General features: G+C 52.1%; 23 protein-coding genes and 1 tRNA gene. 17 read left to right on the plus strand and 7 right to left on the minus strand.

The features are described from left to right. Positions 1-337: 337 nt before the first annotated feature. From KOR42_RS01835 to KOR42_RS01855, 5 genes are all read left to right on the plus strand, one after another. The gene (locus KOR42_RS01835; protein ID WP_197440778.1) at positions 338-1,777 is read left to right on the plus strand and encodes a sulfatase family protein; all 1,440 of its coding nucleotides are present in this window, start codon (positions 338-340) and stop codon (positions 1,775-1,777) included. Further along, entirely contained in the window at positions 1,774-2,436 is a 663-nt protein-coding gene (locus KOR42_RS01840; RefSeq protein ID WP_146506917.1) for an amino acid kinase family protein, read from the plus strand. Before KOR42_RS01835 ends, KOR42_RS01840 begins: the two co-directional genes overlap by 4 nt. Positions 2,437-2,708: 272 nt before the next feature. Then, positions 2,709-3,863, plus strand: a complete 1,155-nt coding sequence (gene metK, locus KOR42_RS01845) for a methionine adenosyltransferase (RefSeq protein WP_146506918.1) — start codon at positions 2,709-2,711, stop codon at positions 3,861-3,863. A 244-nt stretch (positions 3,864-4,107) separates the two neighbouring features. Then, a complete protein-coding gene (locus KOR42_RS01850) occupies positions 4,108-5,538 on the plus strand; it encodes a neutral/alkaline non-lysosomal ceramidase N-terminal domain-containing protein (protein WP_146509959.1) in 1,431 nt (476 codons plus the stop codon). Between the two features lie 135 nt (positions 5,539-5,673). Beyond that, a complete protein-coding gene (locus KOR42_RS01855) occupies positions 5,674-6,732 on the plus strand; it encodes a transaldolase family protein (protein ID WP_146506919.1) in 1,059 nt (352 codons plus the stop codon). Positions 6,733-6,831: 99 nt separating this feature from the next. On the opposite strand, the gene KOR42_RS01860 is transcribed toward KOR42_RS01855, so the two are convergent. Then, entirely contained in the window at positions 6,832-7,323 is a 492-nt protein-coding gene (locus KOR42_RS01860) for a thioredoxin family protein (protein WP_146506920.1), read from the minus strand. Positions 7,324-7,732: 409 nt separating this feature from the next. Then, positions 7,733-7,806, minus strand: a tRNA-Cys gene (locus KOR42_RS01865). 461 nt (positions 7,807-8,267) lie between these two features. Between KOR42_RS01865 and KOR42_RS01870 the strand changes: the two genes are divergently transcribed. After that, complete coding sequence (locus tag KOR42_RS01870; RefSeq protein WP_146506921.1) at positions 8,268-8,633, plus strand: tetratricopeptide repeat protein; 366 nt, start codon at positions 8,268-8,270, stop codon at positions 8,631-8,633. A 238-nt stretch (positions 8,634-8,871) separates the two neighbouring features. Here the strand turns inward: KOR42_RS01870 and KOR42_RS01875 are convergent, their stop codons facing one another. Then, entirely contained in the window at positions 8,872-9,090 is a 219-nt protein-coding gene (locus KOR42_RS01875; protein WP_146506922.1) for a hypothetical protein, read from the minus strand. A 677-nt stretch (positions 9,091-9,767) separates the two neighbouring features. On the opposite strand from KOR42_RS01875, the gene ispE reads away from it, so the two are divergent. From ispE to KOR42_RS01905, 6 genes are all read left to right on the plus strand, one after another. Beyond that, entirely contained in the window at positions 9,768-10,700 is a 933-nt protein-coding gene (gene ispE, locus KOR42_RS01880) for a 4-(cytidine 5'-diphospho)-2-C-methyl-D-erythritol kinase (RefSeq protein WP_146506923.1), read from the plus strand. Between the two features lie 96 nt (positions 10,701-10,796). Next, positions 10,797-11,474 (plus strand): SpoVG family protein, encoded by a 678-nt coding sequence (locus tag KOR42_RS01885; RefSeq protein ID WP_146506924.1) that lies wholly within the window; start codon positions 10,797-10,799, stop codon positions 11,472-11,474. Positions 11,475-11,900: 426 nt separating this feature from the next. After that, positions 11,901-12,827, plus strand: a complete 927-nt coding sequence (locus tag KOR42_RS01890; protein ID WP_146506925.1) for a DNA integrity scanning protein DisA nucleotide-binding domain protein — start codon at positions 11,901-11,903, stop codon at positions 12,825-12,827. Between the two features lie 353 nt (positions 12,828-13,180). Next, entirely contained in the window at positions 13,181-14,848 is a 1,668-nt protein-coding gene (locus KOR42_RS01895) for an NADPH-dependent assimilatory sulfite reductase hemoprotein subunit (RefSeq protein ID WP_146506926.1), read from the plus strand. Between the two features lie 185 nt (positions 14,849-15,033). Next, on the plus strand, positions 15,034-15,840 hold the full coding sequence (locus KOR42_RS01900) for a hypothetical protein (protein ID WP_146506927.1): 807 nt from the start codon (positions 15,034-15,036) through the stop codon (positions 15,838-15,840). 176 nt (positions 15,841-16,016) lie between these two features. Further along, positions 16,017-17,915 (plus strand): sulfatase family protein, encoded by a 1,899-nt coding sequence (locus tag KOR42_RS01905; protein ID WP_197440780.1) that lies wholly within the window; start codon positions 16,017-16,019, stop codon positions 17,913-17,915. Positions 17,916-17,993: 78 nt separating this feature from the next. Here the strand turns inward: KOR42_RS01905 and KOR42_RS01910 are convergent, their stop codons facing one another. Continuing rightward, the gene (locus KOR42_RS01910) at positions 17,994-19,961 is read right to left on the minus strand and encodes a DUF1549 and DUF1553 domain-containing protein (protein WP_146506929.1); all 1,968 of its coding nucleotides are present in this window, start codon (positions 19,959-19,961) and stop codon (positions 17,994-17,996) included. Next, positions 19,958-21,385, minus strand: coding sequence for a DUF1501 domain-containing protein (locus tag KOR42_RS01915; RefSeq protein ID WP_146506930.1), 1,428 nt, complete (start codon positions 21,383-21,385; stop codon positions 19,958-19,960). The genes KOR42_RS01910 and KOR42_RS01915 overlap by 4 nt, the downstream gene beginning before the upstream one ends. A 436-nt stretch (positions 21,386-21,821) precedes the next feature. Between KOR42_RS01915 and KOR42_RS01920 the strand changes: the two genes are divergently transcribed. Continuing rightward, complete coding sequence (locus tag KOR42_RS01920) at positions 21,822-22,190, plus strand: carbohydrate kinase family protein (protein WP_146506931.1); 369 nt, start codon at positions 21,822-21,824, stop codon at positions 22,188-22,190. Next, positions 22,191-22,727, plus strand: a complete 537-nt coding sequence (locus KOR42_RS01925; protein WP_146506932.1) for a carbohydrate kinase family protein — start codon at positions 22,191-22,193, stop codon at positions 22,725-22,727. A gap of 2 nt (positions 22,728-22,729) precedes the next feature. Here the strand turns inward: KOR42_RS01925 and KOR42_RS01930 are convergent, their stop codons facing one another. Next, complete coding sequence (locus tag KOR42_RS01930) at positions 22,730-23,740, minus strand: tetratricopeptide repeat protein (RefSeq protein WP_146506933.1); 1,011 nt, start codon at positions 23,738-23,740, stop codon at positions 22,730-22,732. Positions 23,741-23,897: 157 nt separating this feature from the next. Here KOR42_RS01930 and KOR42_RS01935 point away from each other — a divergent pair, with 157 nt between their 5' ends. Further along, positions 23,898-24,236, plus strand: coding sequence for a hypothetical protein (locus tag KOR42_RS01935; protein WP_146506934.1), 339 nt, complete (start codon positions 23,898-23,900; stop codon positions 24,234-24,236). Here KOR42_RS01935 and KOR42_RS01940 read toward each other — a convergent pair. Then, positions 24,229-24,807, minus strand: coding sequence for a methylated-DNA--[protein]-cysteine S-methyltransferase (locus tag KOR42_RS01940; RefSeq protein ID WP_146506935.1), 579 nt, complete (start codon positions 24,805-24,807; stop codon positions 24,229-24,231). The two genes, KOR42_RS01935 and KOR42_RS01940, sit on opposite strands and share 8 nt — an antisense overlap. Before the next feature lie 136 nt (positions 24,808-24,943). On the opposite strand from KOR42_RS01940, the gene KOR42_RS01945 reads away from it, so the two are divergent. Beyond that, positions 24,944-25,687: a hypothetical protein gene (locus KOR42_RS01945; RefSeq protein WP_146506936.1), complete on the plus strand. Its 744-nt coding sequence runs from the start codon at positions 24,944-24,946 to the stop codon at positions 25,685-25,687. A 228-nt stretch (positions 25,688-25,915) separates the two neighbouring features. Continuing rightward, entirely contained in the window at positions 25,916-26,947 is a 1,032-nt protein-coding gene (locus tag KOR42_RS01950; RefSeq protein WP_197440781.1) for a DUF1559 family PulG-like putative transporter, read from the plus strand. Positions 26,948-26,964: the final 17 nt, after the last annotated feature.

The raw sequence follows: 26,964 nt of genomic DNA on the forward strand, positions 1-26,964 counted from the left end.
CGAAAAACAGTTCGAGAAGTGTTTCCGTGGTCCGGGACAATCTATTCCTCTATTCAAACTATTGTATACGTCAGGGGCTGACGAGTGGGGGATTCCTTCCTCTTCAACATGGAATCGGAAAAGCGGCGTCGTAAGTCGTTTGCAAAGCGTCGGTTGTAAGCGTTCTGCGGTTCTGGGTCTTCGGGAATGAAATCGTCGACTCGAAATCCATTGATTGGTGACCGACTGCCCGCCAATCTCTTGTTCGAAGCTCCCGGAAAGACGACGATATTGTCAGCCCGTGTTTGAAGCATTGCTGATCCGACTTCCTTTCAGAGAGACGAGTCACTTCATGATCATGAGCCGACGAATTGTTTTGGGACTCCTCGGAATCCTGCTCGTTCTGCCATCGGCTGTGCGAGCTGAACGGCCGAATATTGTTTTTATCTATACGGACGATCAAGCACCGACAGCGACCGGATTCAGTGGCAACCCGGACTTAAAGACGCCGAACATCGACCGTTTGGCTGCCAGTGGAATCGTCATTCAAAATGCCTTCACGGTGACTCCGGTTTGCAGCCCCTCTCGTGCTGGGCTGGTGACAGGACGCTACTCGACCGAATACGGGATTCTCGACTGGATTCACCCGCAGGCAGAAGCAGACCTTGGGCTCGACCCGGAAGCTGTCACGTGGATGAAACTTCTGCAACAGGATGGCTACGCGACCTGTCTGTCTGGAAAGTGGCATCTCGGAACGGCAGATCGATACCACCCAACCGTCTTCGGTTACGACGAGTTCATGGGAATCCGCTCGGGGGGATGTCCTCCCAAAGATCCGGTGCTTGAGGTCGACGGAGAAGACGTGAAGCAAGAAGGTTTCACTGTCGATCTGGTCACCGATTATGCGTTGGATTTTATGACCAGAAAGAAAGATGAACCGTTTCTGGTCTCCGTTCATTATCGCGAACCGCATGCAGCATGGTTGCCGAATCGGGAGGAAGACTGGGAACCGTATCGAGATCTTGATCCCGAACTTCCCAAGCCCGTTCATCCGGATCTCGACGTTGAACGTGTCAAGAAAATGACTCGCGAGTATTACGCAAGCGTGGCCAGCGTCGATCGAAATGTTGGACGCATCCTCGATTTGCTCGATGAACTCAAACTCTCAGAGAACACAATCGTGGTCTATACAAGCGACCACGGCTATCACAATGGCCATCACAGTTTGTGGTTTAAGGGGAATGCTCATTGGATGCTCAAGGAATTGCCGGAACAGCAGTGGGACCAAATCGGTCGCAAGCGGCGGCCGAATCTCTATGACCAGTCGCTCCGTGTTCCGACAATTATTCGCTGGCCAGAGGCGTTGCCACAGGGGCAGACGATTCTCCCGACGATGAGTAATCTCGACTGGTTTCCGACGTTGTTGAGCCTCGCGAACATTGAGGTCCCGGAAGGTTTGAATCTGCGCGGTCGTGATTTTACTCCCATGTTGAAAGGGCTTCGAATCGGCTGGCCGAATGACCTGTACGCTGAGTACAGCATGCGGCACGGAGCATTTGTGGACATGCGATGCTGGCGGACTCCTCAATGGAAACTCGTGGTCGATTTCGCGAACTCCGGGCGGGATGAACTTTACGATCTGCAGAACGATCCGGGGGAGTTCGAAAACTTGATCGAATCGGATGACCCTTCGGTACAAACTGTCTTTCAGGAACTTCGAAGCAAGATTCTTCATAAGCTCGAAGAATTGAACGATCCGCTTCTCGATCGAATTCAAGTCGAGAACAAATCGGAATGAGAAGTCATCCGCCTCGGGATTCTGTGATCGTTGCGAAAGTGGGGGGAAGTCTGTTCACACTTCCGGATCTCTCTCGACGACTGGGAGGATTCATTGAACTCTTCGAACAATATCGACTGGTTCTCGTTCCGGGCGGAGGGATGTTCGCCGAGGCAGTTCGCACTGTCGACAAAATTCACGGACTCAGCGCAAAAGCATCGCACGAGTTAGCGATTCAAGCGATGTCGATGTCGTGCCAGCTTCTCGAACAACTCATCGAAAATTCTGTGATTGTTCATGCTGTGGAAGATTTGGATGCCGCGTGGAAGGAACAAAAAGTTCCGATTTACGACCCTCGGCGATCTTTCTGTAAGCAATCAGAGTTGCCGGCCAGTTGGGATGTGACGAGCGACTCAATCGCCGCTTCGCTCGCTATTCATCTGGGGGATTCGTCGCTTATCCTTCTGAAATCGACCGATCTCCCGGACGATGATCCGTCGATCGAGCAAATTTCGGCTGGTGGTCTGGTCGATGCTTACTTCCCCAAGCTGGCGGAATCGTTAGCGTCCATTGGGTGGTGCAACCTGCGCAATCAGTACAATCCTCGTTGTCGATGGATCAGGAAAGACGAGTTATTGCTGGAATCCCGATTCAAAGAATCTGATGAAATTGACCTTTGAAGCCTTCTTTCTCGACCGTTCATGAGTTCTGTTATTGGTCAAGATGGCGAAGTACTGGCGTTCTTGATTGCAAAAAGCTAGCATACTTCGCTCAATTTTCAGCAATCCGACAACTCCATTTGTCTCTGGAGGATGTCTGAAACCGTTGCCGAGACAAGTCCTGTCGCAGGTCAGCGAAATCGGATTTTGCTCAGTGGGCATTCGAGTACGCGAATTTCAGAACGACGCTGAGATTGTTGATCTGGTGATGACTTCACTTTCTGAGGAACACAATGTCGAAGAACTTTATTTTTACAAGCGAAGCGGTCAGCATGGGACATCCGGACAAGGTTTCGGATCAGATCTCCGACGGTGTTCTTGATGCCCTTCTCGCGCAAGATCCAAACTCTCGTTGTGCCTGCGAAACGTTGTGCACGACTGACTACCTCTGTCTCGCAGGAGAAATTCGTACATCTCCCGACCTGACAAACGATGACTTCGAAAAGATCGCCCGGAACGTTGTCCGAGAAATCGGCTACACCAGCGACGATATCGGATTCAATGCTGATACCTGCAAAGTTGATGTTCTCCTTCATCAGCAGAGTGCCGACATCGCGATGGGTGTCGATGCGGACGGTGCAGGCGATCAGGGTCTGATGTTTGGTTACGCATGTGATCAAACGGAAGAGCTCATGCCGCTTCCGATTGCGTTGTCACACCGCATTCTGAACCACCTCAACGAAATGCGATTCAGCAATGACGTTGACTGGCTGCTCCCAGACAGCAAGAGCCAGGTTTCAGTCCGTTATGAAAACGGAAAGCCTGCCGAAATCACTGCGATTGTGCTTTCGACACAGCACCGTGATTCAGTCAAACGCGATGATATCGAAGCGTACATCCGAGAAACCGTGATTCCTGCGACGGTTCCTTCGGAGTTGCTCAATGCGTCGACGAAATACCACGTCAACCCAACCGGGCAGTTCCTCATCGGTGGCCCACACGGAGACTGTGGACTGACCGGCCGAAAGATCATCGTCGACACTTACGGTGGATGGGGACGACACGGCGGGGGAGCATTCAGCGGAAAAGATTCGACAAAGGTCGACCGCTCCGCTGCTTACATGGCACGTTACGTTGCGAAGAACATCGTCGCTGCGGGACTCGCGACTGAGTGCGAAGTTCAACTCGCTTACGCGATTGGCGTCGTTGATCCAGTGAGTATTCGTGTTGACTCCAATGGAACATCAACCGTCGACGAGAGTCGTCTCGAAGACGCTGTTCGAAAAGTCTTCCCATTGAATCCGCAGGGAATCATTGATCACCTTCAGTTGCGTCGTCCTGTCTTCCGACAGACTGCTGAAGGCGGTCACTTCGGACGAACAGGTGAAGCGTTCACTTGGGAAAACACTGACAAGGTTGAAGACTTGAAAGCTGCTGTCGCTGGTTAGTGACGGTCGCTTTCTTCAGGGCAAAATGACGGACCGTCTATTGAAAACGTGTTCGCATTGAGTTCTGTGAGATGACATTGAAAGCTGGCAAAGCACGCATCGTGTGCTTTGCCAGCTTTCTTGCTTTTGTGAGGACTTCAAATTCAGACAGGTGAGGCATCTGGCCCGTGGGATGGTTTGGCGCGGAAGAATCGGTATGCTGGTTGAGGAACTGTTGACCTTATAAACCGAGGTGAAGATGAACATGTTACGACGTTGTTCGATTGCGTGTGTCTGTGGAGTGCTTTTCCTGGCAACATCCCTCCATTCCGATGACCGGGTTTTTCTTGCTGGGGCAGCGACGAGCAACATTACTCCTCCACTGGGAGAGTTAATCGTCGGGGGATGGGAACCGATTCCGTGCACACATATCCACGACGAACTCCATGCCCGTTGTTTGCTTCTGAACGACGGCGAAACAACGTTGGGGTTTGTGATTTGTGACAACGTCGGGATTCCTCGCGAAGTTTTCGATACTGCCCGCGAACGGATCGCAAAAGAAACGGATTTGAATGTCGACAACATTTTGATGGCGTCGACTCATACGCATTCAGCGACGAAAGCACGAGGAAATAGCAAAACGGAATCAGATTCCAACCTTTCCAGCTATCAGGAGTTTCTTGCCCAGCGGATTTGTGATTGCGTTCGAAGAGCGACCAATCAAATGGTTCCTGCCCGGATTGGGTGGGGCAGCGTCGAAGAAGCTTCAGAACTGTTCAATCGTCGTTGGTATGTGACGGATCCTGCCTTGCTGACCAACCCGTTCGGAGGAGTCGACAAGGTCCGCATGAATCCTCCCCGAGGAAGTTCCGCTCTCCTTCGTCCCGCTGGCCCTGTCGATCCAGAAGTCTCGTTTATTGCGGTCGAGTCACAAGACGGAAAGCCGCTGGCCCTCTTGGCAAACTACTCTCTGCACTACGTTGGAGGTGTTCGTACAGGAGATGTCTCTGCTGACTACTTCGGGATCTTTGCCAATCTGCTTCAGCGTCACTTTGATCCGGAATCGCAGTATCCTTCGTTTGTCGGGATCATGTCGAACGGCACAAGTGGGGATGTCAACAATATTAACTTCACAGGGAAACGTCCGTCGCGCGAACGCTATGAACAAATGCAAATCGTTGCAGAGAAACTGGCCAAGCCTGTGATCGATGCGTACTCGGAAATCACATGGAAAGACTGGGTGAAGCTGGGGTCTGCGAAGTCCGAGCTGCAATTGCAGGTGCGCCAGCCGACTCCGGAAATGAAAGAGTACTTCGCAGAGGTCATGGAACTTCCGGAAGAGGAACGACATCGGCGTGTCACGACGTACATGAGCCGCATCAAGCGAATTGAGAGCGGTCCGAAAACCATCAATGTTCCGCTGCAAGTCATTCGGATCGGCGACCTGGCGGTGAATTCGATTCCCTTCGAAGTCTTTACGGAGATTGGATTGGAACTGAAGGACCGCACGCCATTCGAGGATTCGTTTACGATCGAACTTGCGAATGGATCGTACGGGTATCTTCCGACTCCTGCTCAGCATGAATTGGGAGGATACGAAACATGGCTCGGTACGAATAACGTTCAGCTGGACGCTTCGGAAAAGATTGTCGATCGACTTTTGGAAATGTCGAACAGTCTCACCGATCACGAATAGTCGACTCAATCGCGCTGCGAGACCGATCGGCTGGAATCGAAATCGTTCTTACCGGTTGCACTCCGTGCGCGAATTGCTCATGGTGACTGAATTAATCTTATTGTTGATTTCATCCTTCTGACCTAGGAGTTTCCCGTGGTTACACCGCTCGAATCGTTGGTCCAATCCGGAACAAAGCTCTGGCTCGACAGTGTCGATCCGGACCTTGTGAAAGAGAACCTTTCATTTGGAGCAACCGGTGCCACTTCAAACCCTGCGATTGTTTCTGACCTCATCAAGTCCGGACGGTTTGATTCAGAGATCTCAGATCTGGTCGAGCAGGGGTTAGACAACGAAGCGATTGCCTGGGAACTGACGGATCGGCTCGTTCGTCGGGCACAGAAAGAGTTCGAAGAGATTCACGCGAAGACCAACGGAAACGATGGGTATGTGAGTTTCGAGCTTGATCCACTGCTCGAAGACGAGGACTGTTCACTCTCGACCGAAGAGAGAGCAGATCGCTACGTGGAACTCGGGAAGAAATGGTCAGCGGGGCATACGAACCGCATGATCAAAGTGCCCGCCACTCCGGGTGGGCTTGCGGCTCTCGAACGTCTGTCCGCCGCGGGTGTCACGCTGAACGTCACGCTCATTTTCTCGTCACGTCAGTATGAAATTGCGCGTGACAATATCTGGAAAGGGGCTCAACAGCGAGAAGATCCGAAGACTCTCAAATCGGTCTACAGCATTTTCGTCAGTCGAATTGATGCGTATACCGCAAAGAAATACCCCAACTTGTCTGACGCAGCCCAAGGTCAGGTCGGCATTCTGAATGCCAAGAGAATCTGGAAAGCGAACAAAGACTTTTGGGCGGACAAAGGACTTCCACTGCAGCAAGAGATGATCTTTGCAAGCATGGGCACGAAATTGCCGGAAGCCCCCAAAGACAAATACGTCTCAGCGCTGGCGGGTTCGGATATTCAGACGAACCCTCCGGGAACGAATTCGGACGTGCAGGAGATGTCTGGAAAAACTTTCGAGCCGCGAGTTGGCGACTTTCCTTCCGATGAAGTCTGCAGCGAAATTGATGACAAAGTCGATTTCGCACTCATGGAAGATGACTTGATGAAAGAAGGTCTGGCCAAATTTGCGACCCCTCAAAAGGATCTCCTCGATCTCATCGAGAAGAAACGTGGAGTCGTCTCAGAATCCTGATCTCACTCAACGGTTCGCGTTGATTCCCTTTCCTCAATTCAAGACGAGAGACCGGTTCGCCCGGTGCTCTCGTCTTTTTGTTTCGGGCTTCAACGGCAATTACTTCGTGATCGAAGTTCGTTGAACGACCTGATGCTTCTGCTTGGCTTCTGCAAGCTTTTGATAGAAAGGGCCAGGTGTGTAGTAGCCGTCAATTCGTCCGAGCAGATCCGCTTTCGGGCTGAGGACAATTGTGCAGGGGAGACCCGTCACGTTGAGAATCTCGGCAGCCTTCTTATCTGTGTCTGCATCGAGATGGACAGCGACGAAACTGTCGTTGACGTATTTGCTGATCTCGGGAGAGGTCAGTGTCTCCTTCTCCAGCTTCTTGCAGAAGTGGCACCAGTCGGCTCCAAACACAACCAGCATCGGCTTATTTTCGGTGGTGGCGATCTTGTGAGCGCTGTGCAGATTTGTTTGCCATTGAACGGCTTCGCCTTGATTCGCCCCGGCAGACTTCGTCGGCAGAAACGGTGGTGCTCCCTTGCTTGTTTGAGAGAGAGCTGTTGCGAAAAGGACAATAGCGATGGAGTAGAGTGCAGTCCGTTTCATTCGAGTGAAATCCTTTTCATGCTGGGTCAGAGATCAGTTCAAGCACCCATGACGCGGAAGTCTCTGTGCTGAGAAGTTGTGAGGTGGCGGCTTCGTGATTGCGAAATGCCTGTCACAACTGTTTCTCTGGGCGGATGCGACTGTGTCTCGTTCGGGAATCGCTTTCACAACAATTCCACAAAATCAAATGTAGAGCTGTTCCACTGTTCAATATCGGCATGCTCGAGTGGCGAGTTTGTGATTTGCCGTACTGAAAGGAAGAATTTCACAGGACGATGTTCAAGAACGGAGCTTCGAAGCAGCTGGAGAAGTGGCTGACTGTTCGCGAGAAGAAGCTGACTGATCGTGAGGATACTTGGGGCACGAAAAAAGCCTCACCAATCGATGAGATTGATGAGGCTTGAATGAGAGGCGCAGCCCGGATTCGAACCGGGGAATAACGGATTTGCAATCCGTCGCCTTAGGCCACTTGGCTACTGCGCCAAAGTCATTTGCTGACTGCTATTTGATCGGATCGTCACAACGCGGACTTTCCTGAAATCAGGTATTTTTTGGACCCTTGTTCCAGGTTTTTCGTTGAGCAGCGCTGGATCAATTTCTGCGATCCGCAAATCTTGTGTATGCGGCGTAAACTACCGAGCAGAGGCGGAGGCGTCAAACCATGTTTTGATGAGTTTTTCACGGAACCGTTCGTTTCTCGGAAATTCTACTTTCGCTCGTCATCTCTCGAATTTTCGTCGGTGAATATCAACCGGAGTTGATTTCGCGTTGCGACGATCTGGTTCGATATTTCGGAATCGGTCAACGCCCGAGGCTTCTCATTCAGGTGTTGAACCATATGATGGTTTATTGGCGGGCGAAGAGGCTCGTCATCATGACACTCGGGGACAGAACAGCGTTCCCCAGCTTTTGTGCTTTCAAGAAACAACGAGGAATAGCGGACAATGCCCAGTCCACACGAGATCTACGACGAAGCCATTGAACTGAAAAATCAGGGGGATCTTCCTGCGGCTGTGGCAAAGCTGAAAGAAGTCTTGGAAATCGATCCAAACCATTCGGACACCCACTCCGCGTTGGCGGTTTATCTTCAGCGAATGGGAGACTTTCCTGCAGCTGTTGAGCACGCCAAAAAAGTTTGCGAGATCAATCCCAATGATGCGTTTTCGTATACGCAGCTCTCAGTAATCTACGTCAAATGCGGGATGATCCAGGAAGCAGAAGACGCTCGCGCAAAAGCTCATGCGGTTCAAGCTGGGGGGATAGAGCGAATCGCTTCTTCCCAAGAGGGGGAAGAACATCTCCCCGAATAGTGTTCACGATCTGCGTCTCGGAAGCTCGAGAATTCGCGCGCGAATTGGTTTGCGGTGGCGCGAAAAGCGTTTGCACGATTCACGAACGCTTTTCGAAGTCGTCTTGGAGAATTCCGCAAGCAATCCGAGCGACTCAAAAAGCGCAGCGAGCGTACAGGCAAGACAACTCGCTTTTGAACTCGCCCCGATCAAAGCACGTCGGGAGTTTCAAGCATCGATCGGAAACCGATTTTGAGAGTCACGCTCCGGGGCGGAGTCGGCGGTATTCCGTGAGGACGTCATAGAGATCTTCCGGGATCTGGACATCATCATTGTGGAAGTCTTCGATCCATGTTCTTCCCGACCGGGATGCATCCTGGATGACTTCCAGAAGTTCACCAAAAGTCATGGTGATGGTTGGTGGTTCCGGGGCAAAAGTTTCGTCTTCTCCGGTGAACAGGCGTAAACGCGGTTTCATGATGGTCCTCCGTGAAACTCCACCAGTCGCTTTCAAAGCGAGTTCCGTGACATTGGATCCGGCGTTCAGTGCGGGTCCGGCATTCAGTGCCCCTGAGTTATCGGCACGATGTTCACAATCCTTGAATCTGTCAAATTGAACCGGCACAGACGGGGACAGGTTGTGGAATCGTGACGACTTCGGAAGTTTCTCCTCAAGTTGACTCAGCCGACGACCGTCAGCAGGAATTGATTGCTGGCACCGATTCATTGATGCGAATGTCACGGTGCATCAACGTTCTTGAGTCTTTCTATTCCGGTGTTTTCAGACACGTCGCGAGGTTCTCCGGGACGTGATTGGAACCATGAGATTAGACGAGTGGTGCTGTTGAGTTCCCAAATAGAGAGTCGATCGCTTGTCGTGTTAACGTGACATTTGGCGAATCGATGGCTTTGAGGAACGCCGGGAAGCACCGATCTTCCAGCTCTTCTTTCGCTGGGGCGGGTCAAGAATTCTTGACCAAATAACGTGCTGAGTAAGTCAACTCTTGACTTTAGTTTATCCGACCGTAAGATCGACAAAGTCCTATCTGATGCTGCGAGTCATCTCGCAAATCCCGAGGAATCGGCGTCATCGATTCCAAGGCAACATTCGTTGAAAACATCGACAATTCGATCATACACAGAAACGTGTCTCCCATGCGGATTCATCGTCAGGGTACGTGTTTGAACGTACTTGCTCCTGCAAAACTCAACCTGTCACTACAGGTTCTGGGAGAGCGTCCCGACGGGTTTCATGACCTGCAAACGGTAATGATCTCTGTTCGCGTTTTTGATTTACTTTCTTTCAGGCCGCTTCCTGAACAAGACATCCATCTGTCCGTTGGTGACGGAGACATTGGGCATCGTCATTCGCAAAATTCTTTCGCGTGTCCGACTGACGAACGGAATCTCATCGTACAAGCAGCGCGGTTGATTCAGTCGGAAACTGGTTGCAACCAAGGGGTTGCCATTCATTTGCAGAAGCGGATTCCCAGCGAAGCGGGGATGGGCGGAGGCTCAAGCGATGCTGCCGCCACTCTTGTTGCACTGAATCATTTGTGGGGACTGGACTTATCTCGAGAGCGACTGCATTCTCTGGCAGCTCGACTCGGAAGTGATCTGAATTTCTTCCTCGACTCCTTCCCAATCGCGATCTGTACAGGGAGAGGTGAGAAGATTGAGCCAGCTCGACTGGACAGTCTTGTTCACTTTGTCATCGTCAAACCACGCTCAGGATTGGCCACCGGGGAAGTCTTCCGTCTTTGGAAACAATTGTCTGAGGATTCTGGGCAGAGTCTGAATTCACGCGAATTAAACGGTTCGGATCATCGCTGGGACCAGTTGAATTCGCCTCTTGCATGGAGTTCTGTGATTCAGAATTCCCTGCAACCGGCAGCGGAATCATTGAATGCAGATGTGAATTCGGTTTTGTTGAACCTGTCTTATGAAGATGGGGTTGCGAGCGGAATGACTGGGAGTGGCTCAGCGTGTTTCGGGATTTGCCGGAATGCACGTCACGCCCGTCGAGTCGCTGCGCGAATGCAAAACCGAGGAATTGGAAGAGTTTGGGTGACGACATCGGGAGTTTGACACCAGTTCAATTCAATGTGGGTCCAGAGGCCAGGACCGGAGGAATTCTTTGGGATGGACGGTTTTCGTCCAGGTTCAGAGAGCGAGGAGCGACCAATGAACATTACGGAAGTGCGCATTAAACTCATGGAATGTGAGTTCGAGGACAGGCTCCTGGGATTCTGTTCGATTACATTCGATTCTGCGTTTGTGATTCGTGATCTCAAGATCATTCGAGGCACGAAAGGTCCGTTCGTTGCTATGCCGAGCAGGAAATTGACGGATCGGTGTCCGGGATGCGGAGGGAAGAACCAGCTTCGTGCTGCCTATTGCAATCATTGCGGGAAAGCCTTGAACGATAATCGTTCTCACAAACATTCTGATGGCAAAGCGAAACTCTATGCGGATATCGCTCACCCGATTCATTCGGAGTGCCGCGACATGATTCAAGAACATGTGATCGCCGCCTACAAGCAGGAAGTCGTTCTTGCACAAACTGCTGAATACGTTTGCCGTTACGACGATTACGGTGAATTCGATGCGATCGCCATCAGCATGGGGGACAGCGAACCTGAGACTCCGCAGCCGGAACGAAACCGTCAACCGGTCCGCCGAAATGATGAAGTGGCGAAGGATGTCAAAGGGCGTCCCAATCGTGCTGGCGGAAGTTTGAAAGTTCGGATGGATGAACGCCAGCAGCGTCAAAGTCCTCGTCCGAGCCGATCAACACGTTCTCGGAAAACAGCGAATTCTGAATCGACTCGGTCAGATGAGTTCGGCGAAGGTCTCTTTTAGACCACTTTTTTGGGATTCGCAGCCATTGCCAGGAATCTCTTCGAAGAGTTTCTCTCCGAACAGTTCTCTCTTTTTGGAACACAATCGGGTTGGAGTCAGTGTCTGAATTGCTGAAGAATTTTGCTGAGGCCAGAAAATTCGAACGAATGCGAGCCGTTCGTGGTCTGTCGTCCCGGTCGACAAGTGTGTCGCAGCGCTTCGAATTTTTAAGACTGGCAATGACAATTTCTTTGGTTTGACCTAATCAGGAATTTCCATACACTTCGACTCCCATGGCGTTATGGATTCCCGATTGCATTTCGAAGGCGTCATCGAGAGTGTCGCACTCAAAATGAGACATTGATGGGCATCTTCATTCTCTTCGGATTCGTGCGGATTCCAATGTCATGACCTCGTCAGAAGTCACCCCGCTGATATGGAAATTGCATGCCCAGAACCGAGCTTCCAGCATCGCTTGTGCGACTGCTTAAGGCCGCCCGGAAACTGGCGATAGACGCGGAATGTCGCGCTGCAATTTTGCTCGCAGAAATCGCCTACGAATTCGAAGAAGTGAAAAAACTTCTCAAGGGTATTCCTCTGATTGTCGCTTCACATCTTCCCGAAGTTCAGGAAGCTGTGGTTGAAGATGGACTGACGCTCGTCCCGCTCAACGAAGAGCCGCAAACAAGGCAGATACAGTTGAGCCAGTCTCTGCTGGAAGCGATTGCAGACGATCTGGTTCAGACGGGCGATCGAATCATCGCGGTCTATGCCGGTTTCGAGAGAGAGAATCTCGACACTCTCAGCTTGATCAATCTCAGTGAACATCTCGCCCGTTTGACAACACGAGATCTTCAGAGGTTGGAAACTCAGGTTCCGCTGCAGACTCTTCGTAAGGTCGTCGATCTCGCTGTGGAAGTGGGACGTGAAGGCCGCGAAGGGAAGAAAGTGGGCACTCTTTTCGTCGTGGGAAATCATCGCAAAGTCCTCGAGATGTCCCATGAAGGGATTCACGACCCGTTTCGGGGATACCCCCGGAAAGAGAAGATGATCACGAGCCCACGTGTCCGGGAAAGTATGAAAGAGATCGCTCAGATCGACGGAGCTTTCGTCATTTCTTCGGATGGGTGTGTGATGGGAGCTGGTCGAATGCTCGATGCACCGGCCGAGGAGTTGACGCTCTCGAAAGGGTTGGGATCTCGTCACTGGGCTGCCGCTGCCATTTCCAAAGCAACGAATGCCATTGCCATCGCAGTCTCTGAGTCAACCGGGACGGTGAGGCTGTTTCAAGGTGGTGTGGTCGTTCTTCGAATTGAGCCGATGCTTCAAGCAATGAAATGGCACGATGTCGATACCGAACCTCCCGGTGAGTAGTCGGTTTTTTGAGATCGCTTGCCACAGCAGGTCGTCTGCTTCGTAGTATTGAACAAAGAGGACCTCTGCGATGTGTTTCGGTGTCGAGCAGGGAATTCTCGCCGTTTATTGACTGGTGAAATCCTTTCGTTGTCTCTGCGTGCTCACGATTGAGAACGACGTTTCCGGGAACCGAGGCATTGCCGATTTTCGGGTCCTCTGTGTGAACCCGGTGCGATATTTTTGCATCTGAGAGAGAGAATCAACGGTCTCGACACCAAGTTCCGGGACCTGCTAACCTGTCGTTCGGGCAGTCAATTTGAAAACCTGGATGAGCAATTTTTCCTGCATGAAGATGGATTGAGGAGAGGTCGATGGCGGATGGGAAACTCAGTAAGCTGGAAGGAGTGAAGGAAGCCAGCGGTTTTTTGCGAGGATCAATTGCCGAAGACCTTCTCGATTCTGAACCAACAGTCAAAAGTGACAACGCACAGCTGTTGAAGTTTCACGGAACGTACCAGCAAGACAATCGGGACGAGCGAAAAGGGGGCAACAAATCGTATTCGTTCATGGTCCGGAGTCGTATTCCTGGTGGGAAAGTGACTGCTGAGCAGTTTCTCGCCGAACTCGATCTCGCCGATCAATACGGAAATCAGACGCTGCGAGTCACCGATCGGCAGGGGTTTCAGCTGCACGGTGTCATCAAAGGGGATTTGAAAGCGACGATCCGGGGGATCAACGAAATCAAACTCTCAACGCTTTCGGCATGTGGAGATGTTTGCCGAAACTTCATGTGCTGCCCGGCTCCGCATGCCGACAGCCCGATTCATGAAGAGATGCAATCTCTCGCGAAAAAGCTGGCATTGCACTTCGCTCCACGAAGTTCAGCCTATTCGGAAATCTGGCTGACCGACGGAGACGAAAAGGTCAAGGTTTCCGAGATTGATTTCAACGAGCCGATTTACGGGCGCACGTACCTGCCTCGGAAATTCAAGATGGCAGTTGCGCTGCCTGAGGACAATTGCGTCGACATCTATACCCAGGATTTGGGGCTGATGGCGATTGTCGAGTCCGGGAAAATTATCGGCTACAATGTTCTTGTTGGTGGTGGGCAGGGGATGACTCCTGCGAAGAAGGACACCTTCCCAGCGATTGGGTTTAAGCTGACATTTGCGACGACCGAACAAGTCGTGGATGTTTGCGAAGCGGTTGTCAAAGTTCAGCGAGATTTCGGAAATCGGGAAGATCGAAAATACGCCCGAATGAAGTACCTCATCGCAGACTGGGGAATGCCGAAGTTCAAGGAGAAGGTCGAAGAGTACTTCGGCGGAGCGCTGCCCGAACCTCATCCCACAGACGTAACCGGAGTGGACGACCATCTCGGTTGGCACGAACAAGGCGATGGGAAACTGTTCCTCGGAATCAACGTCGACAACGGACGGATCAAGGACGAGGGAGATTTTCGATTAAAGACTGCGTTGCGAGTCATTCTCCGCAAGTATGGCATGGAGACCCGATTGACCGCACTTCAGGGAATTCTCCTGTGTGACATCAAGCCAGAAGACCGGGCGGATATTGAAGAGATTCTCAAGTCTCATGGTGTTGCGCTGGCAGAAGATCTGTCGCTCGTTCGGCGGTATTCCATTGCGTGTCCAGCGCTTCCGACGTGTGGGCTCGCTGTGACCGAGTCCGAACGCTTCATGCCTGGAGTGATTGAGGCACTCGAACAAACGATGGCTGAACACGGACTTGCCGGGGAGCGTATCACTGTGCATATGACCGGGTGCCCGAACGGTTGTGCTCGTCCCTATACGCCGGACATTGGTCTGGTCGGGAAAGCACGCGGCAAATACACGGTGTATCTTGGTGGGAATCCGGAAGGGACTCGGCTCGGATTCCTGTTTCAGGATCTTGTTCCGGAAGCCGAGATCTCCCAAGTCGTCGCACCGGTTCTGGCGAGGTATCGAGAAGAACGACACGACCAGGAATCTTTTGGCGATTACTGCTTCCGCATCGGGAAAGAAGGTCTCGCAGCGAGCTAAGGCAGATTGCGTTTCCAACTGATTCGCTGTTCAAGTGGAGTGGATTCCGTCTCTATTCAGCGTGTGTCGCGAGGTTGAGAGCAGACTTTCTCGCGCTTGACGTGATTGCGGAAACGATTCCATCTCCGACCTGACGGTTCTATACTGGAGGGGAAATCTATCGTCGCGCAATCGTGTAGGAAGTCATGGAAACTGCGAATCATTATCTGGTGATTGTTCAGTCGCTACCCAAAGATCGACTTCCGCTGCATGAGATTCTGGTTGAGAATCTCAAGATGCACCCGACGGATGCACTCAAGAAGATTCATGATCTTCCCGGGATCGTCGCTGTCGATCTCGAACAAGGAACAGCACTCAAGATCGCCAGAGACTTTCTCTCGGCGGGATGTCGGGTCACCGTTGCAAGTGATGACACACTTCCCGATCTGGAACACTCTCCCAAGCTTCATCATGTTCGGTGTAATCCCGACGGATTTGAACTGGTCGGTCTTGATGGCAGCCGCTTTGCCGTTTTGCCATGGTCGAGCTTCGCGTTTTTGTCGGTCGGTATGGTTCCGTTTTCTTATGGTGAGAATCCGGCAGACCGATTCATGACGACATCAAGTCCGGGGCCTGCCTCGACTCCCAAGCGTACGAGTTCACTTCCCAAAGCCAGAGAGTTGTGGATTGCCACGCACAATCCGGATCGCTGTTTCCGGATCGAAGAGCAGGAGATGAATTACGAATATCTCGGGGAGCGAAAATCGAGTTCTGCGACAACAAATTTCGAGTTGCTTGTCCGCGACATCGTGAAATTCGCACCGCATATTGCGTTGTCATCTTCAGCGAGAGCTTACTTGAATCACCTGTCGATCCTTGAGTACTCCTTCGATTCGGTCGAAGAGTACCGACGCTGGGTTCGGGCACAGATCGCGATTGTCCGTGATCTCATGGAGCATCGAAAACCGAAAACCGAGCCCACGGAGTCTGTCGATGATCACGAGAGATCGTGAACGGAACGATCGCTCAACTTTCGACTCGGTCGACTTGTCGCTAAGCCCAGTGAGGCTGTGAAAATCGTCCAAATGAGGGGCGGGCGTCTTCGATTGGATTGCTGAACACATCAAAAACTCTCAAGATGTCGGGAGCAACTCGTTTTACTCGACATCTTTGCGCCAAGAGGTTTTGTATGGATCGTTTGTTTCCGTTGCGGCAATTCGTGTTCGTGATCGTTGCACTTCTTGTCACCCATGCTGCAGTGCTCGACTTAAAGGCTGCCGATACCGACAACTCCAGTCAGTTGAAACGCCCGAACATTGTGTGGTTGATTTCGGAAGACAATTCCAAGCACTTCTTGAAACTCTTCGACGAGCACGGTGCCGAGACTCCTCACATTGCAGCCCTAGCCGAACACGGGATCATCTACGATCATGCGTTTTCGAACAGCCCCGTTTGCAGTGTCGCGCGAACGACTTTGATCACGTCGTGTTACGGTCCTCGCATTGGCACACAGTATCACCGTCGGTCGAAGTTGGTCCCAATGCCGGACGGATTACGGATGTTTCCGTACTACCTGAGAGAAGCAGGTTACTACACCGCGAACAATAACAAGAAAGACTATAACGCGATCGAAGGGGATGGGGTCTGGGATGAATCTTCTGGAAGGGCTTCATGGAGAAAACGGGCCGAGGGACAGCCGTTCTTTTACAAGCAGAGCTTCAAGACGACGCATGAAAGCTCATTGCACTTTCCGCGAAAAACGTACTTGAATGAGGAGACCAACACCGATCCGGAGAGTGTTTTCGTCGCTCCTTACCATCCCGATACGGAAATGTTTCGGTACACCTATGCTCGTTATCACGATCGAATTCAGATGGTCGATCGTGAAATCGGTGCCGTTGTGAAAGCACTGGAAGAGGATGGACTCCTTGAGGATACGATTATCTTCTACTTCGGAGATCACGGTGGCGTTTTGCCTCGCGGAAAGGGATATGCTTACGAGAGTGGGTTGCATGTTCCTTTGGTCGTGAGAGTCCCCAAGAACTGGAGTCATCTCGTCGATGAAACGATCGGAAGCAGACAAGACGGGTTTGTGAGCTTTGTCGATTTTGGACCAACAGCGCTCAGTCTCGCAGGTGTCGAGGTCCCGACGGGTATCGATGGAAAGGCATTCCTGGGAAAGGGGATCAAGTCGCAGGAAGTTGCGTCTCGCGATTTTGCTTTCGGCTACGCTGACCGATTTGATGAAAAGTACGACGTTGTCAGAACAATTCGAAAAGGGAAATACGAGTACGTTCGCAACTATCAGCCATTCAATATGGACGGGCTTCAGAACAATTATCGCTACATCATGCTGGCTTATCAGGAGTGGCGTGAACTCTTTGAACGCGGCGAATTGAATGAGGCTCAGTCGCAGTTCTTCCGACCGCGCCCGGCGGAAATGCTGTTCGATATTGAATCCGATCCGCATGAAGTCTCTAACCTTGCTGGCGATCCAGAGCATGCGGACAAACTGGAAGAGATGAGAACGCTCATGTCGACGTTCGTCTCAGACTTGCCGGACTTGAGTTTCTATCCGGAGAGCGAACTCGCCAAGCATGCGTTCGACAATCCAACGCAGTTCGGAAAAGAGCATCAAAAGGAGATTGCGAAGCTGGTCGAGATTGCGGATTTGAGTCTTGTTCCATTCGACGAAGCTCGACGTGGCCTTCGAAGAGCACTTCAGTCCGAGAATCCCTGGGAACGATACTGGGGACTGATTTCTTGCACCGTTCACGGTGAGGCGGCCAAGCGGTTTGTCGAACGAGCAAGGCAACTCGCTGAGAGCGACGAGGAACCGCTGGTCAGGGTTCGAGCGGCCGAGTTTCTGGCGCTCACAGCTGATGTTGCCCCTCAAGAAGTTATTCTTGAAGCCCTTAAAGAGACCGACGATGGAATCGAAGCCGGGTTGATTCTCAATAGCCTGACGCTTCTCCGAGATGGAGAACCCGGTTACGAGTTTGAGATTTCAGAAGAGAACTTCCGTCCTTCTGTCCTCAAGAACGACACTGTACAGCGTCGGCTCCAGTATCTTTCGGCGGACAAGTAGTTCCGGCGACATCATCACTCAGCGTTCATTGCGAACCGGTGGTGTCGTGCTGTTTGACGATGGCATTGTCTGCTGAATTCAGTCGATGTAGATGAATTCGTTGAGATTCATCAGAGCATGACACAAGTCAACAAGTGCAATGTCTTCGTCGGGGTGTTCGTTCAGAAATCCGAGACAATCGTCAAGCTCTTGCGTCGTCGGTTTTCGACTCAAGCACAATTCGTAAGCCAGGTTGATTCGCTTTGATGGAACGTCGTCTTCCGAGTCGACGTCACGAGTCAACCTCGCTGCGAAGGCGGTTGCACGCTCGCGGGCGAAATCGGAATTCAGAAGATGCAAGGCTTGCGGGGCGATTGTCGTTTTGCTTCGGACGGGACAACTCAAATTGGCATCCGGCTTGTCAAAGACTTCAAGGAACGGTAGTCGCAGGTTGCGACGCATGAACAGATAGATTGTTCGCCGATTGTGTTCGGCACGATCTTCAGTGACTTTCCAATGGTTTTTGAGGAGTGTTGAGGTCACAGCTTTCGGGAGTTCGGTTCGGACTCCCGGACCTCCTGTTCGTCGATTCAAATCTCCGGACACCGAAAGCATGCTGTCACGAATCGCTTCCGATTCGAGCCGGCGACGGTTTCGTCGTCCCAGCAGCCGGTTGTTTGGATCCTGATCGATCAGTTCTTTCCAGAGGGACTTCTCTTCATCTGTCAGATTGTCATTCGGAAGGCTTGCTCGTTTGTACGTCGCGGAATTGACGATCAGCGAGTGAAGTGCTTTCAAATCCCAGTCCGATTCGATGAGTTCAACAGCGAGCCAATCGAGAAGTTTCGGGTGCGTGGCAGAATCGCCCATCCAACCGAAATCGCTTGTGGTCCCGATCAACCCTTCTCCGAAATGGTGGTGCCAGATGCGATTCACAATGACGCGAGCGGTTAATGGATGATCGGGATCGGTCAACCACTGTGCGAATGCGATGCGTCGTCCGTCGGCTGTTTCTTCGAGATGCAGCGTCTGGGGAGTTGTTTGAATGACACGAGGAAACTCAGGAGAGATTTCAGGACCCGGGCGGCGGAAGTCACCCTTCATGTACACCTTGCTTGTGGGAACTTTTTTCGTGAGGTTTCTGGCAACGCGGGCTTTCGTGGGTTTCTCGGTTGCGCCGGGAAGAGGATGATCAGTGAACAGGTCGAGTGGTTCAAAGAAAGAACGGATTCGATAGAAGTCCTGTTGAGAGATGGGATCTGTTCGGTGGTGATGGCATTGAGCACATCCGAAACGAAGCCCAAGAATTACTTCGCCGATATTGGCTGCGATGCCATTCAGAAAGTTGTGACGCCGCTCTTCCTGGAGATTGATGTCCGGCATGTCCGGACCCGCGAGAAGGAACCCTGTCGCGATGAGAGCATCAGGAGACTCCGGTGCGACTTCATCACCTGCGATTTGAAGTCGCAAAAACTCGTCGTAGGGCAGACCTTCGTTGAGTGCGTTGATGACCCAGTCTCGATATCGCCAAGCTTCGGGCCGAACGTGATCATGTTCGAATCCGTCAGTTTCCGCGAAGCGAACGAGATCGAGCCAGTGTTGTGCCCATCGCTCTCCGTAACCGGGTTGGCCGAGAAGTCTCGAAACGAGATTTTCATAGGCATCGGGCGAATCGTCTCGCAAGAACTCTTCGATTTCCGCCCTCGTTGGAGGTAAGCCGATCAGGTCGTAAGTGACACGCCGAATGAGCTGTCGTTTTGTTGCCAGCGGAACCGGCTTCAGGTCTTTGGCTTCGAGTCGCGCGACGACGAATCGATCGATTGTATTTTCACAAAGATCGACATTCTCCACTTCCGGGACGGGAGGACGCTCCACAGGTTCGTAAGCCCAGTAGTCACGATCTGCTTCGGTGATCTCAGGTTCATCGAGACTGACCTGTTCCAATGGCGAGTCGGCCTTCGCTGATGGTTCGGAAGCGGAAGTGAATTCCGAATTTGTCCAACTCAGGACGGATAGGCAGAGGAGACAGCTACAGATGTTCGTCAGGAGTTTCGAGTAAACATTCACGCGAGGATCTCATGGACAACTCGGCCAGCGACGTCAGTGAGCCTTTCGTCGCGACCATTGTGGAAGTAGGTCAGCAGTTCGTGATCGAATCCGAGAAGGTGAAGGATCGTGGCGTGCAAATCGTGGATATGAACGGTCCCTTCGACAGCACGAAGCCCGACATCGTCTGTCGCTCCGTAAGTCATTCCCGGCTTCACTCCTCCTCCAGCCATCCAGACTGTGTAGCCCCAGGGGTTGTGGTCGCGACCTTTTCCCTGCTCGCTCATTGGCATTCGACCGAATTCTCCACCCCAGATGACCAGTGTTTCATCAAGGAGGCCGCGCTGCCGTAAGTCTTGCAGAAGACCGGCAACCGGCAGATCTGTGGCCTGACAGTAGTGCGAGTGGTTCTGGAGAACATCCGTGTGGGCGTCCCAACCGTTTGTGTCTCCGGAGTACAGTTGAACGAACCGAACACCGCGTTCAATCAATCTCCGTGCGAGCAGGCAGCGAGTTCCGAATTCGTTCGTTTCTGGCTGATCGATTCCGTAAAGCTGTTGGATGTGAGGAGGCTCCTCGCGAAAGTTCATCGCTTCGGGAGCAGCGGCCTGCATCCGAAAAGCAAGTTCGTAGGATTCGATGCGAGCTTCGAGTTCTCCGTCGAATCCTCTTGCGTGCAGATGTTCCCGGTTTCGAGTGTTAATGAAGTCCAGCATTTTTCGCTGTTGGTGTTCGTTGATTCCTTCCGGACGGTCGAGATGAAGGATGGGTGTGGGCCCGGTTCGAACGGTCGTCCCCTGGTAAGTCGCTGGCAGAAATCCGCTTCCCCAGGCGGGTGGACCACCTTTGATTCCGGTCCCTCGATCCGGCATGACAACAAATCCGGGAAGGTTTTGGTTCTCTGTTCCCAATCCATAGGAGACCCAACTTCCCAGACTTGGCTTGCCCATCAAAATGCTTCCAGTGTTCATTTGATACACTGACTGCGGATGGTTCACGCTGTCTCCGTGAACTCCTCGAAGGACACACAGTTCGTCGACCTGACCAGCGAGATGAGGAAGGAATTCACTGACCTCAATTCCTGATTCGCCGTGCTTGCGGAATTTTTTCACGCTCGGCAGAAGAGGATTTTGACCGACCTTTCTCCGGGTCATCACGTTTCCGAAACTCTTCGGCAGCGGTTGTCCGGCATACTTCTCAAGTACTGGCTTCGGATCGAACAAGTCGACATGGCTTGGCCCACCGTGCATGAACAGATAAATCACTTGTTTCGCGCGGGGAGCGAAATGCGGCGAGTGTATTGTCTGACTTGCTTGTGCCTGCTGTTCGGTGGCAAGAAAGCTGGCAGCTGCGAGTGCACCCAGTCCACCACCGGATCTCGTCAGAAATTCGCGTCGACTCCAATTTGTTGGAGTGTTGAGGCTGCGAATGGTGGCGTGTGTCATCTCGCTTCACTCCGCTCCCGTTTGAAGCCAACTCAAGTTCATCGGCTTCGGTGAATCGAGCTGACATTCCACGGAATTGAAAGTCGCTCAAGTGATTGGGAAATGTCACACAAGGTGGGGGTGTGTGAACAGATGAGGCTCTGGGTCATGACACTGTTCATGACTCTGTGGCTGTTGGCGTTCAGAAGGTGAGGGATATTGGTTGTATTGGTCACTCTTGATGTTACTTCATGAACCGAGGGCGAACAACTCTCATTTTGTTTCGGCTTCCGCCATTCTGGTTGTTGCGGCTTCCATGGAATCCGACAGAATGAGAGCCGATTTCCCAGCCAGCCGGGGCGATGTTCCTTCAATCGATGAATGTGATGTCCCCCGCGATGAGAGTTTTCGCTCTCACTTCTGATCGAGACTTCTGACACAAAGAAAAGCATCGTCGATGGATTCAACAGCTCACATTCTCGGCCTCGGTCTGGTGGTGGTTGATCAGATCATGACTGTCGAGAAATATCCGCTCGTTGATTCGAAAAATGAAGCGACTGCGTCACTGACACAGCTTGGCGGTCCGGTTCCCATTGCGCTCTCGCAACTGGTGAAATTTGGTCATCGATGTCGGTTCGTTGGAAGTTGGGGAAGCGATCCTTGGGGCGAACAAGTTGAAAGATCGCTCACTCGTCGCGGGATCGTGTTTGAACATTCGAGCGACACCTCGGAATCAACCTCTGTCTCACAAGTCTGGATTGAACAGGCCACGGGAAGACGAACTTCCTGCACCGTTCGAAATTGCGGAACGGGAATCGAGACGTGATTGGGGAAAGAAGATTTCTCGCAGTGCAGGCTGCTTCATCTCGATGGCTGGCCCGAGGAGATGTCGCTTCGTGCAGCTAAAGAGGTGAAGGCTCACGGCGGTCTTGTTGCGATTGATACCGGTTCGCCGAAACCGGGAGTTGAGGAAATTCTCAAACTCGCCGACATCGTGAACGCTCCTCGGAAGTTTGCCGAACAATTCCTGGGAGAATCCGATATCAAGAAAGCGTCTCGAGCGATTGCAGAATACGGACCGAAAACGGTCTGCGTCACAGATGGGGAAAATGGGGCTGCGATGTTTGCGAAAGGGAAAACTCGATTCGAACCCGCGACGACTCCACCTCAAGTGGTCGATACGAACGGAGCAGGGGACTGCTTTTCCGGAGCACTGATTCACGGTGTCTTGCAGAAATGGTCCGCTGAGAGAATTCTGCGGTTCTGCACGGTCAGTGCGGGAATCAAATGTTCCCGACTCGGCAACGATGAGGCGCTTCCCTCTTCCGAGGAGATTGAGCAAGCGATCTCAAGCGGAAACTGAGATCATCTCTGCAGGATGGCAGGCGAAACAGAGCTGACTCGTGAATCGCGCTGAGCGGTGGCTTGCTCGCAAGCTTTGCGGCGTTCACGGATCTTTTCGAGCCCGGCGGTATAGCAATCTTTGTGCTCTGCTTTAATGGCATCCAAAGCATAGGTTTCGGCTGCGAAGTAATCCTGGCGTCGTGTGGCGGCAATCGAGAGGTTGAACAGAGCCGCATGGTTTTGAGGATTCTCTTCGATGGCCCGTTGCCAACTCTCTTCCGCTTTACTCCATTCACCAGCTAAGGCCCACTTCACACCTGCGCGAACATTTCGGGAACCCTTTTCCCAGAAGTCACACGTTGCCAGCGACATCTCACAAGGTCGTTCGTGAGGAGCCAGCATTTGCACGAACTCTTGCAAGCATGATTCCGTCAGTTCGTGAAGCAACTCACCGCGCGACGGAAGCGGAGTTGAGTCCGGATCAAATCGGCCGCTGAAGTTGCGATTCACAGATCTGGCGGCAAGGACTTCTCCGGTTTCCACTTCCACAAGTCGAAACGAGAGCGTGACCGAACCTTCTCTGAGAAGGCTTTCGTTGGTTTGTGCGTCAAACTGAGTGTTGTCGAAAAGATTGTCATCAATCGAATCTTGCGTGATCAGATTCAATTCCGAGCTTCGAAGTACCTGATCGTTGCAGTCGTACTCGATGACTTCTCCGAAGATAATTCCATCCACTCCAGCGGTGCGGGCAGAGGAAATCAGATCGTCCATTGACGGTCGATCCTGATACTCGACGGAAACAATTTTCGACTGCAACTCAGAAGGATCGACAATCGTGTAGAATTCATTGTCGTGAAGCAGAGCGGAAAGCGAGCCCGCGATTCCCTGGCCCTTGTCTCCAACGAAGTCGGTCACCACAATCCGGTGCATCCCACTGACTTCGATTTCGGCAGGTTCCCAGCAATGAACGACTGCGGTGTGACTACAGCCCGTAGAAATCGCCAGAATAAGGAAGAGGATTGCGGACTTCATCCGTGAATTGGTATCCCAAAGAACCTGACAAACACGTACCGGGTGCGTTCCTCGCTCGCGTGCTTCAAGGCTTATATCGGACGAACTTCGGTGGTGACAATCTCTTTTATCGCGAAATCAACTCAGGATGTCGGCAACTTTTTCCAGGAGCGAACCATTGACTGAGTCGAATCGTCCGCAAGTGAATCGCGTTCTGGTGGCAGTAATTGCCGTTGGGTGCCTGCTGACCGGGATTGCGATCGCTGTCGTCGACTCTCCGAATAACTTCTGGTGTGGAAGTTTTGTGCGAGTCGGTTTGCTTATGTCAGCATTCTGGATCGGGTTGCCCTCAAAGGGACGGGCTGCCGCGTGGGCGGATCTGAATCCGTGGTGGATTGTGGGAATCGCTGCCCTGTTGCTGGTGATCGTCCGCAGACCGAGGATTCTGCTTCCGTTTCTGGTCGTGGCTGTCGTGCTGGGAGTTCTCGTTCCGAAACTCACTCGTTCACTTAAGTGAAAACGAGGGAACTGGTTGGGGAATCTGCAGCAGCTGCGAACGAGTCCGGAGAGCAGCCTTCCATACTCAGAAGATGCCGTTTCATATCGAGCCCCTGTGGAGCCGAGAAACCGCCAAGTTTTCCGCCCGAGCCGATCACGCGATGGCAGGGAATGATCAGCGGAAGGCAATTCTTCGCCATCTGATTTCCGACCGCTCGAGCCGCTCCCGGGGATCCCGCACGTGCGGCCAGTTCACGATAAGTGACAACTTGCCCATACGGGACTTTTTGTAACTGATACACAACACGCTGTTGAAATGCCGTTTTCTCTCCCGCTTCGACGGGAATTTGCGTCAAATCGACCGGCTCTCCCGAAGCGTATTCGACCAGCAGATTGTGCGCGTCTTTCCACCAGGCGGGAGGAGGGAAAGCGCGTTCACGCTGGGAAACCTCAAGGCTCTCCCAGGCGGATTCTTCGGTCAGGTGGCCAAATGTCAGTGATTTGATGCCAGATTTTCCGAGGCGGGCACCCATCCAGCCGAGATCTGTGCGGAAGACAGCAAAGGAATGAGGAGAAGTCGCGTCAATCATGATCAGTTCTCTTTGACCAGCCTTGAGTCCACTTCTAGAATAGCCAGTGCAGAAGAATGTAGCCACCGAGTGACCCCGCTCGGCGCTCCCGGAGACTTCGATCGAGACGATGTGCCGGGATCAGACAGGAGAGAGAATGAATATTTACGATTCACTGGCAGACGACTATTTCGTCAACATGAATCTTTACACGGAAATGCCCCTGCCGTCCCAGCGAGAGACGGTCCTGGAGTTTTTCGGGCGATTCCAGAAAACGTATCCGTCGATGCGGAACTTCTACAATCGCGACAACGGAGCATTTGTTCTCGAAGAAGACAAAGACCAGACAAGCTACAGCTGGCTCAGCATTGAAGATCGTCGAATTTGCAGCAGTGTCGTGAACCCCACGACCATCGACGATGCCTTCCCCCAGCATGCGCTCGCTTTGGAATTGGCGCCGTATATGTTGTCAGTGAGTCCGCTCGATTGCGAAGCTTTGGATTTTCTCGTCGGGTTCGATTTCACCTATCGCGGCAATCACGATGAACTCGTCGCTGAGGCACTCGGGCTCTCTCCCGCGTTCGAAAGCGTTCTCTCAATGGAAGGGACTCGCCCGCTCAACTTCGAACCCTCAATCACAATGGCCCTCACCGAGGACTGCCGCAGACAGTGCCGACTGATGGTGGAAACGCGAACCAACGCCTATCAGGTTCGTCGAGACGATTTCCCCGAAGAGATGATCAGCGTCTACTTCACCATCCGACAATACGGCAGCTTGCCCCACGACGGACACTTCGTGCAAACCCTCACCGAGCTGCGCAACGACTGCGAACGACTCCTCGAAGAGCACGTCATCGAACAAATCCTCCGCCCACTGCAGCAAGCTATTTCACGAAAGTAGTTTTCCGCAACCCCTCTGAACCATTGTCGAGACGCCATTCTGAGTTGGAATTCTCTTTTAAAATTCGTCAATTAAGTTGCTATTTGGTATTAGACTTTGTTGATTTGTTGAATTAACAGCTTCATTGTTTACCTTATATTCCTCGTGGGTTAGATGCTGTGTAAAGGTGATGTCACTTATCATCTCGCAACCTTGCGGCATCGAATGCATGGTCATGGTGCAATGGCAATGCAGCGTAAATTGCAAACGACTTTGAAAGTTCTCTATCAAAAGATGCCGAGAACGTCCCGGAACGGCATCTCTCAAGTCGAACTGTTGATTGTGATTGCTGTCATTGGAATTCTTGTGGCTGTATTCCTGCCCGCAGTTCAAAGTACGCGGGAAACAGCACGGCGAGTTCAGTGTGGCAATCAGATGCGACAGATTGGTGTTGCGCTCGCAGCATTCGAAGCATCCCATGGCCATTTTCCTGCACGAGATACGAACGAGCGTTCCGCTTTAAACTGGATCAGCTCGTTGATGCCGTTTTTGGGGCAAACCGCTTTTTATGACCGCGTTATAGAGTTGTATGGTGGATCGGCTGAAGTCGATCCGGTCGAAGGAGTGCGGCTGGACTACAATCGTCTCAATCAGTTGACTCCACCTGGATTTCATTGTCCTTCAGATCCTGCACCGGCAGTGGGGACGACAAGCTATGCCGGAAACTCCGGGACATGGGGACTACATTTTCAACATGATGGGGTCTTTCGTTTCGCGAAACCAATTTGGCTCGGATATCGTCCCGGTGTTGTTTCGTCAGAAGCAATTGTCGATGGGTTGTCGAATACCGTGATCGTCTCCGAATGGGTCCATCGTCACACGGATCACCGCTGGCAGTCTGTCCCTGATACACCTCGGAGAGTGATTTGGAAACTCCCGATCTACCCGGCACAAGGGGGGGACCTTGATATGGTGGTAGAGGAATGTTTGCAAGTTCCCAAATCATGGCCGGCACGCTACGGATGGCGCGAAAATTCACGGCTGGGGGAACATTGGTATGGGGCCAGCAATGGGTATTCAACTTATTATCATGCGTTGCAACCAAATCGCATGAGTTGTGACCCAGTGATCGGGGCAGTTGACGGAAACTTAACAACAGCGGGAAGTTTTCATCCCGGTGGAGTGAATGGGTTGTTTGCTGATGGCCACCTGATGTTTGTGAGCGAGAACATTGTGAAATGCCCCCGAAGTTTGAACCAGGCTTATGAGAGTTGGGGTTAGGTAAGTAAGTCAGTGTG

This window comes from Thalassoglobus neptunius (assembly GCF_007859735.1).
GTDB lineage: Bacteria > Planctomycetota > Planctomycetia > Planctomycetales > Planctomycetaceae > Thalassoglobus > Thalassoglobus neptunius.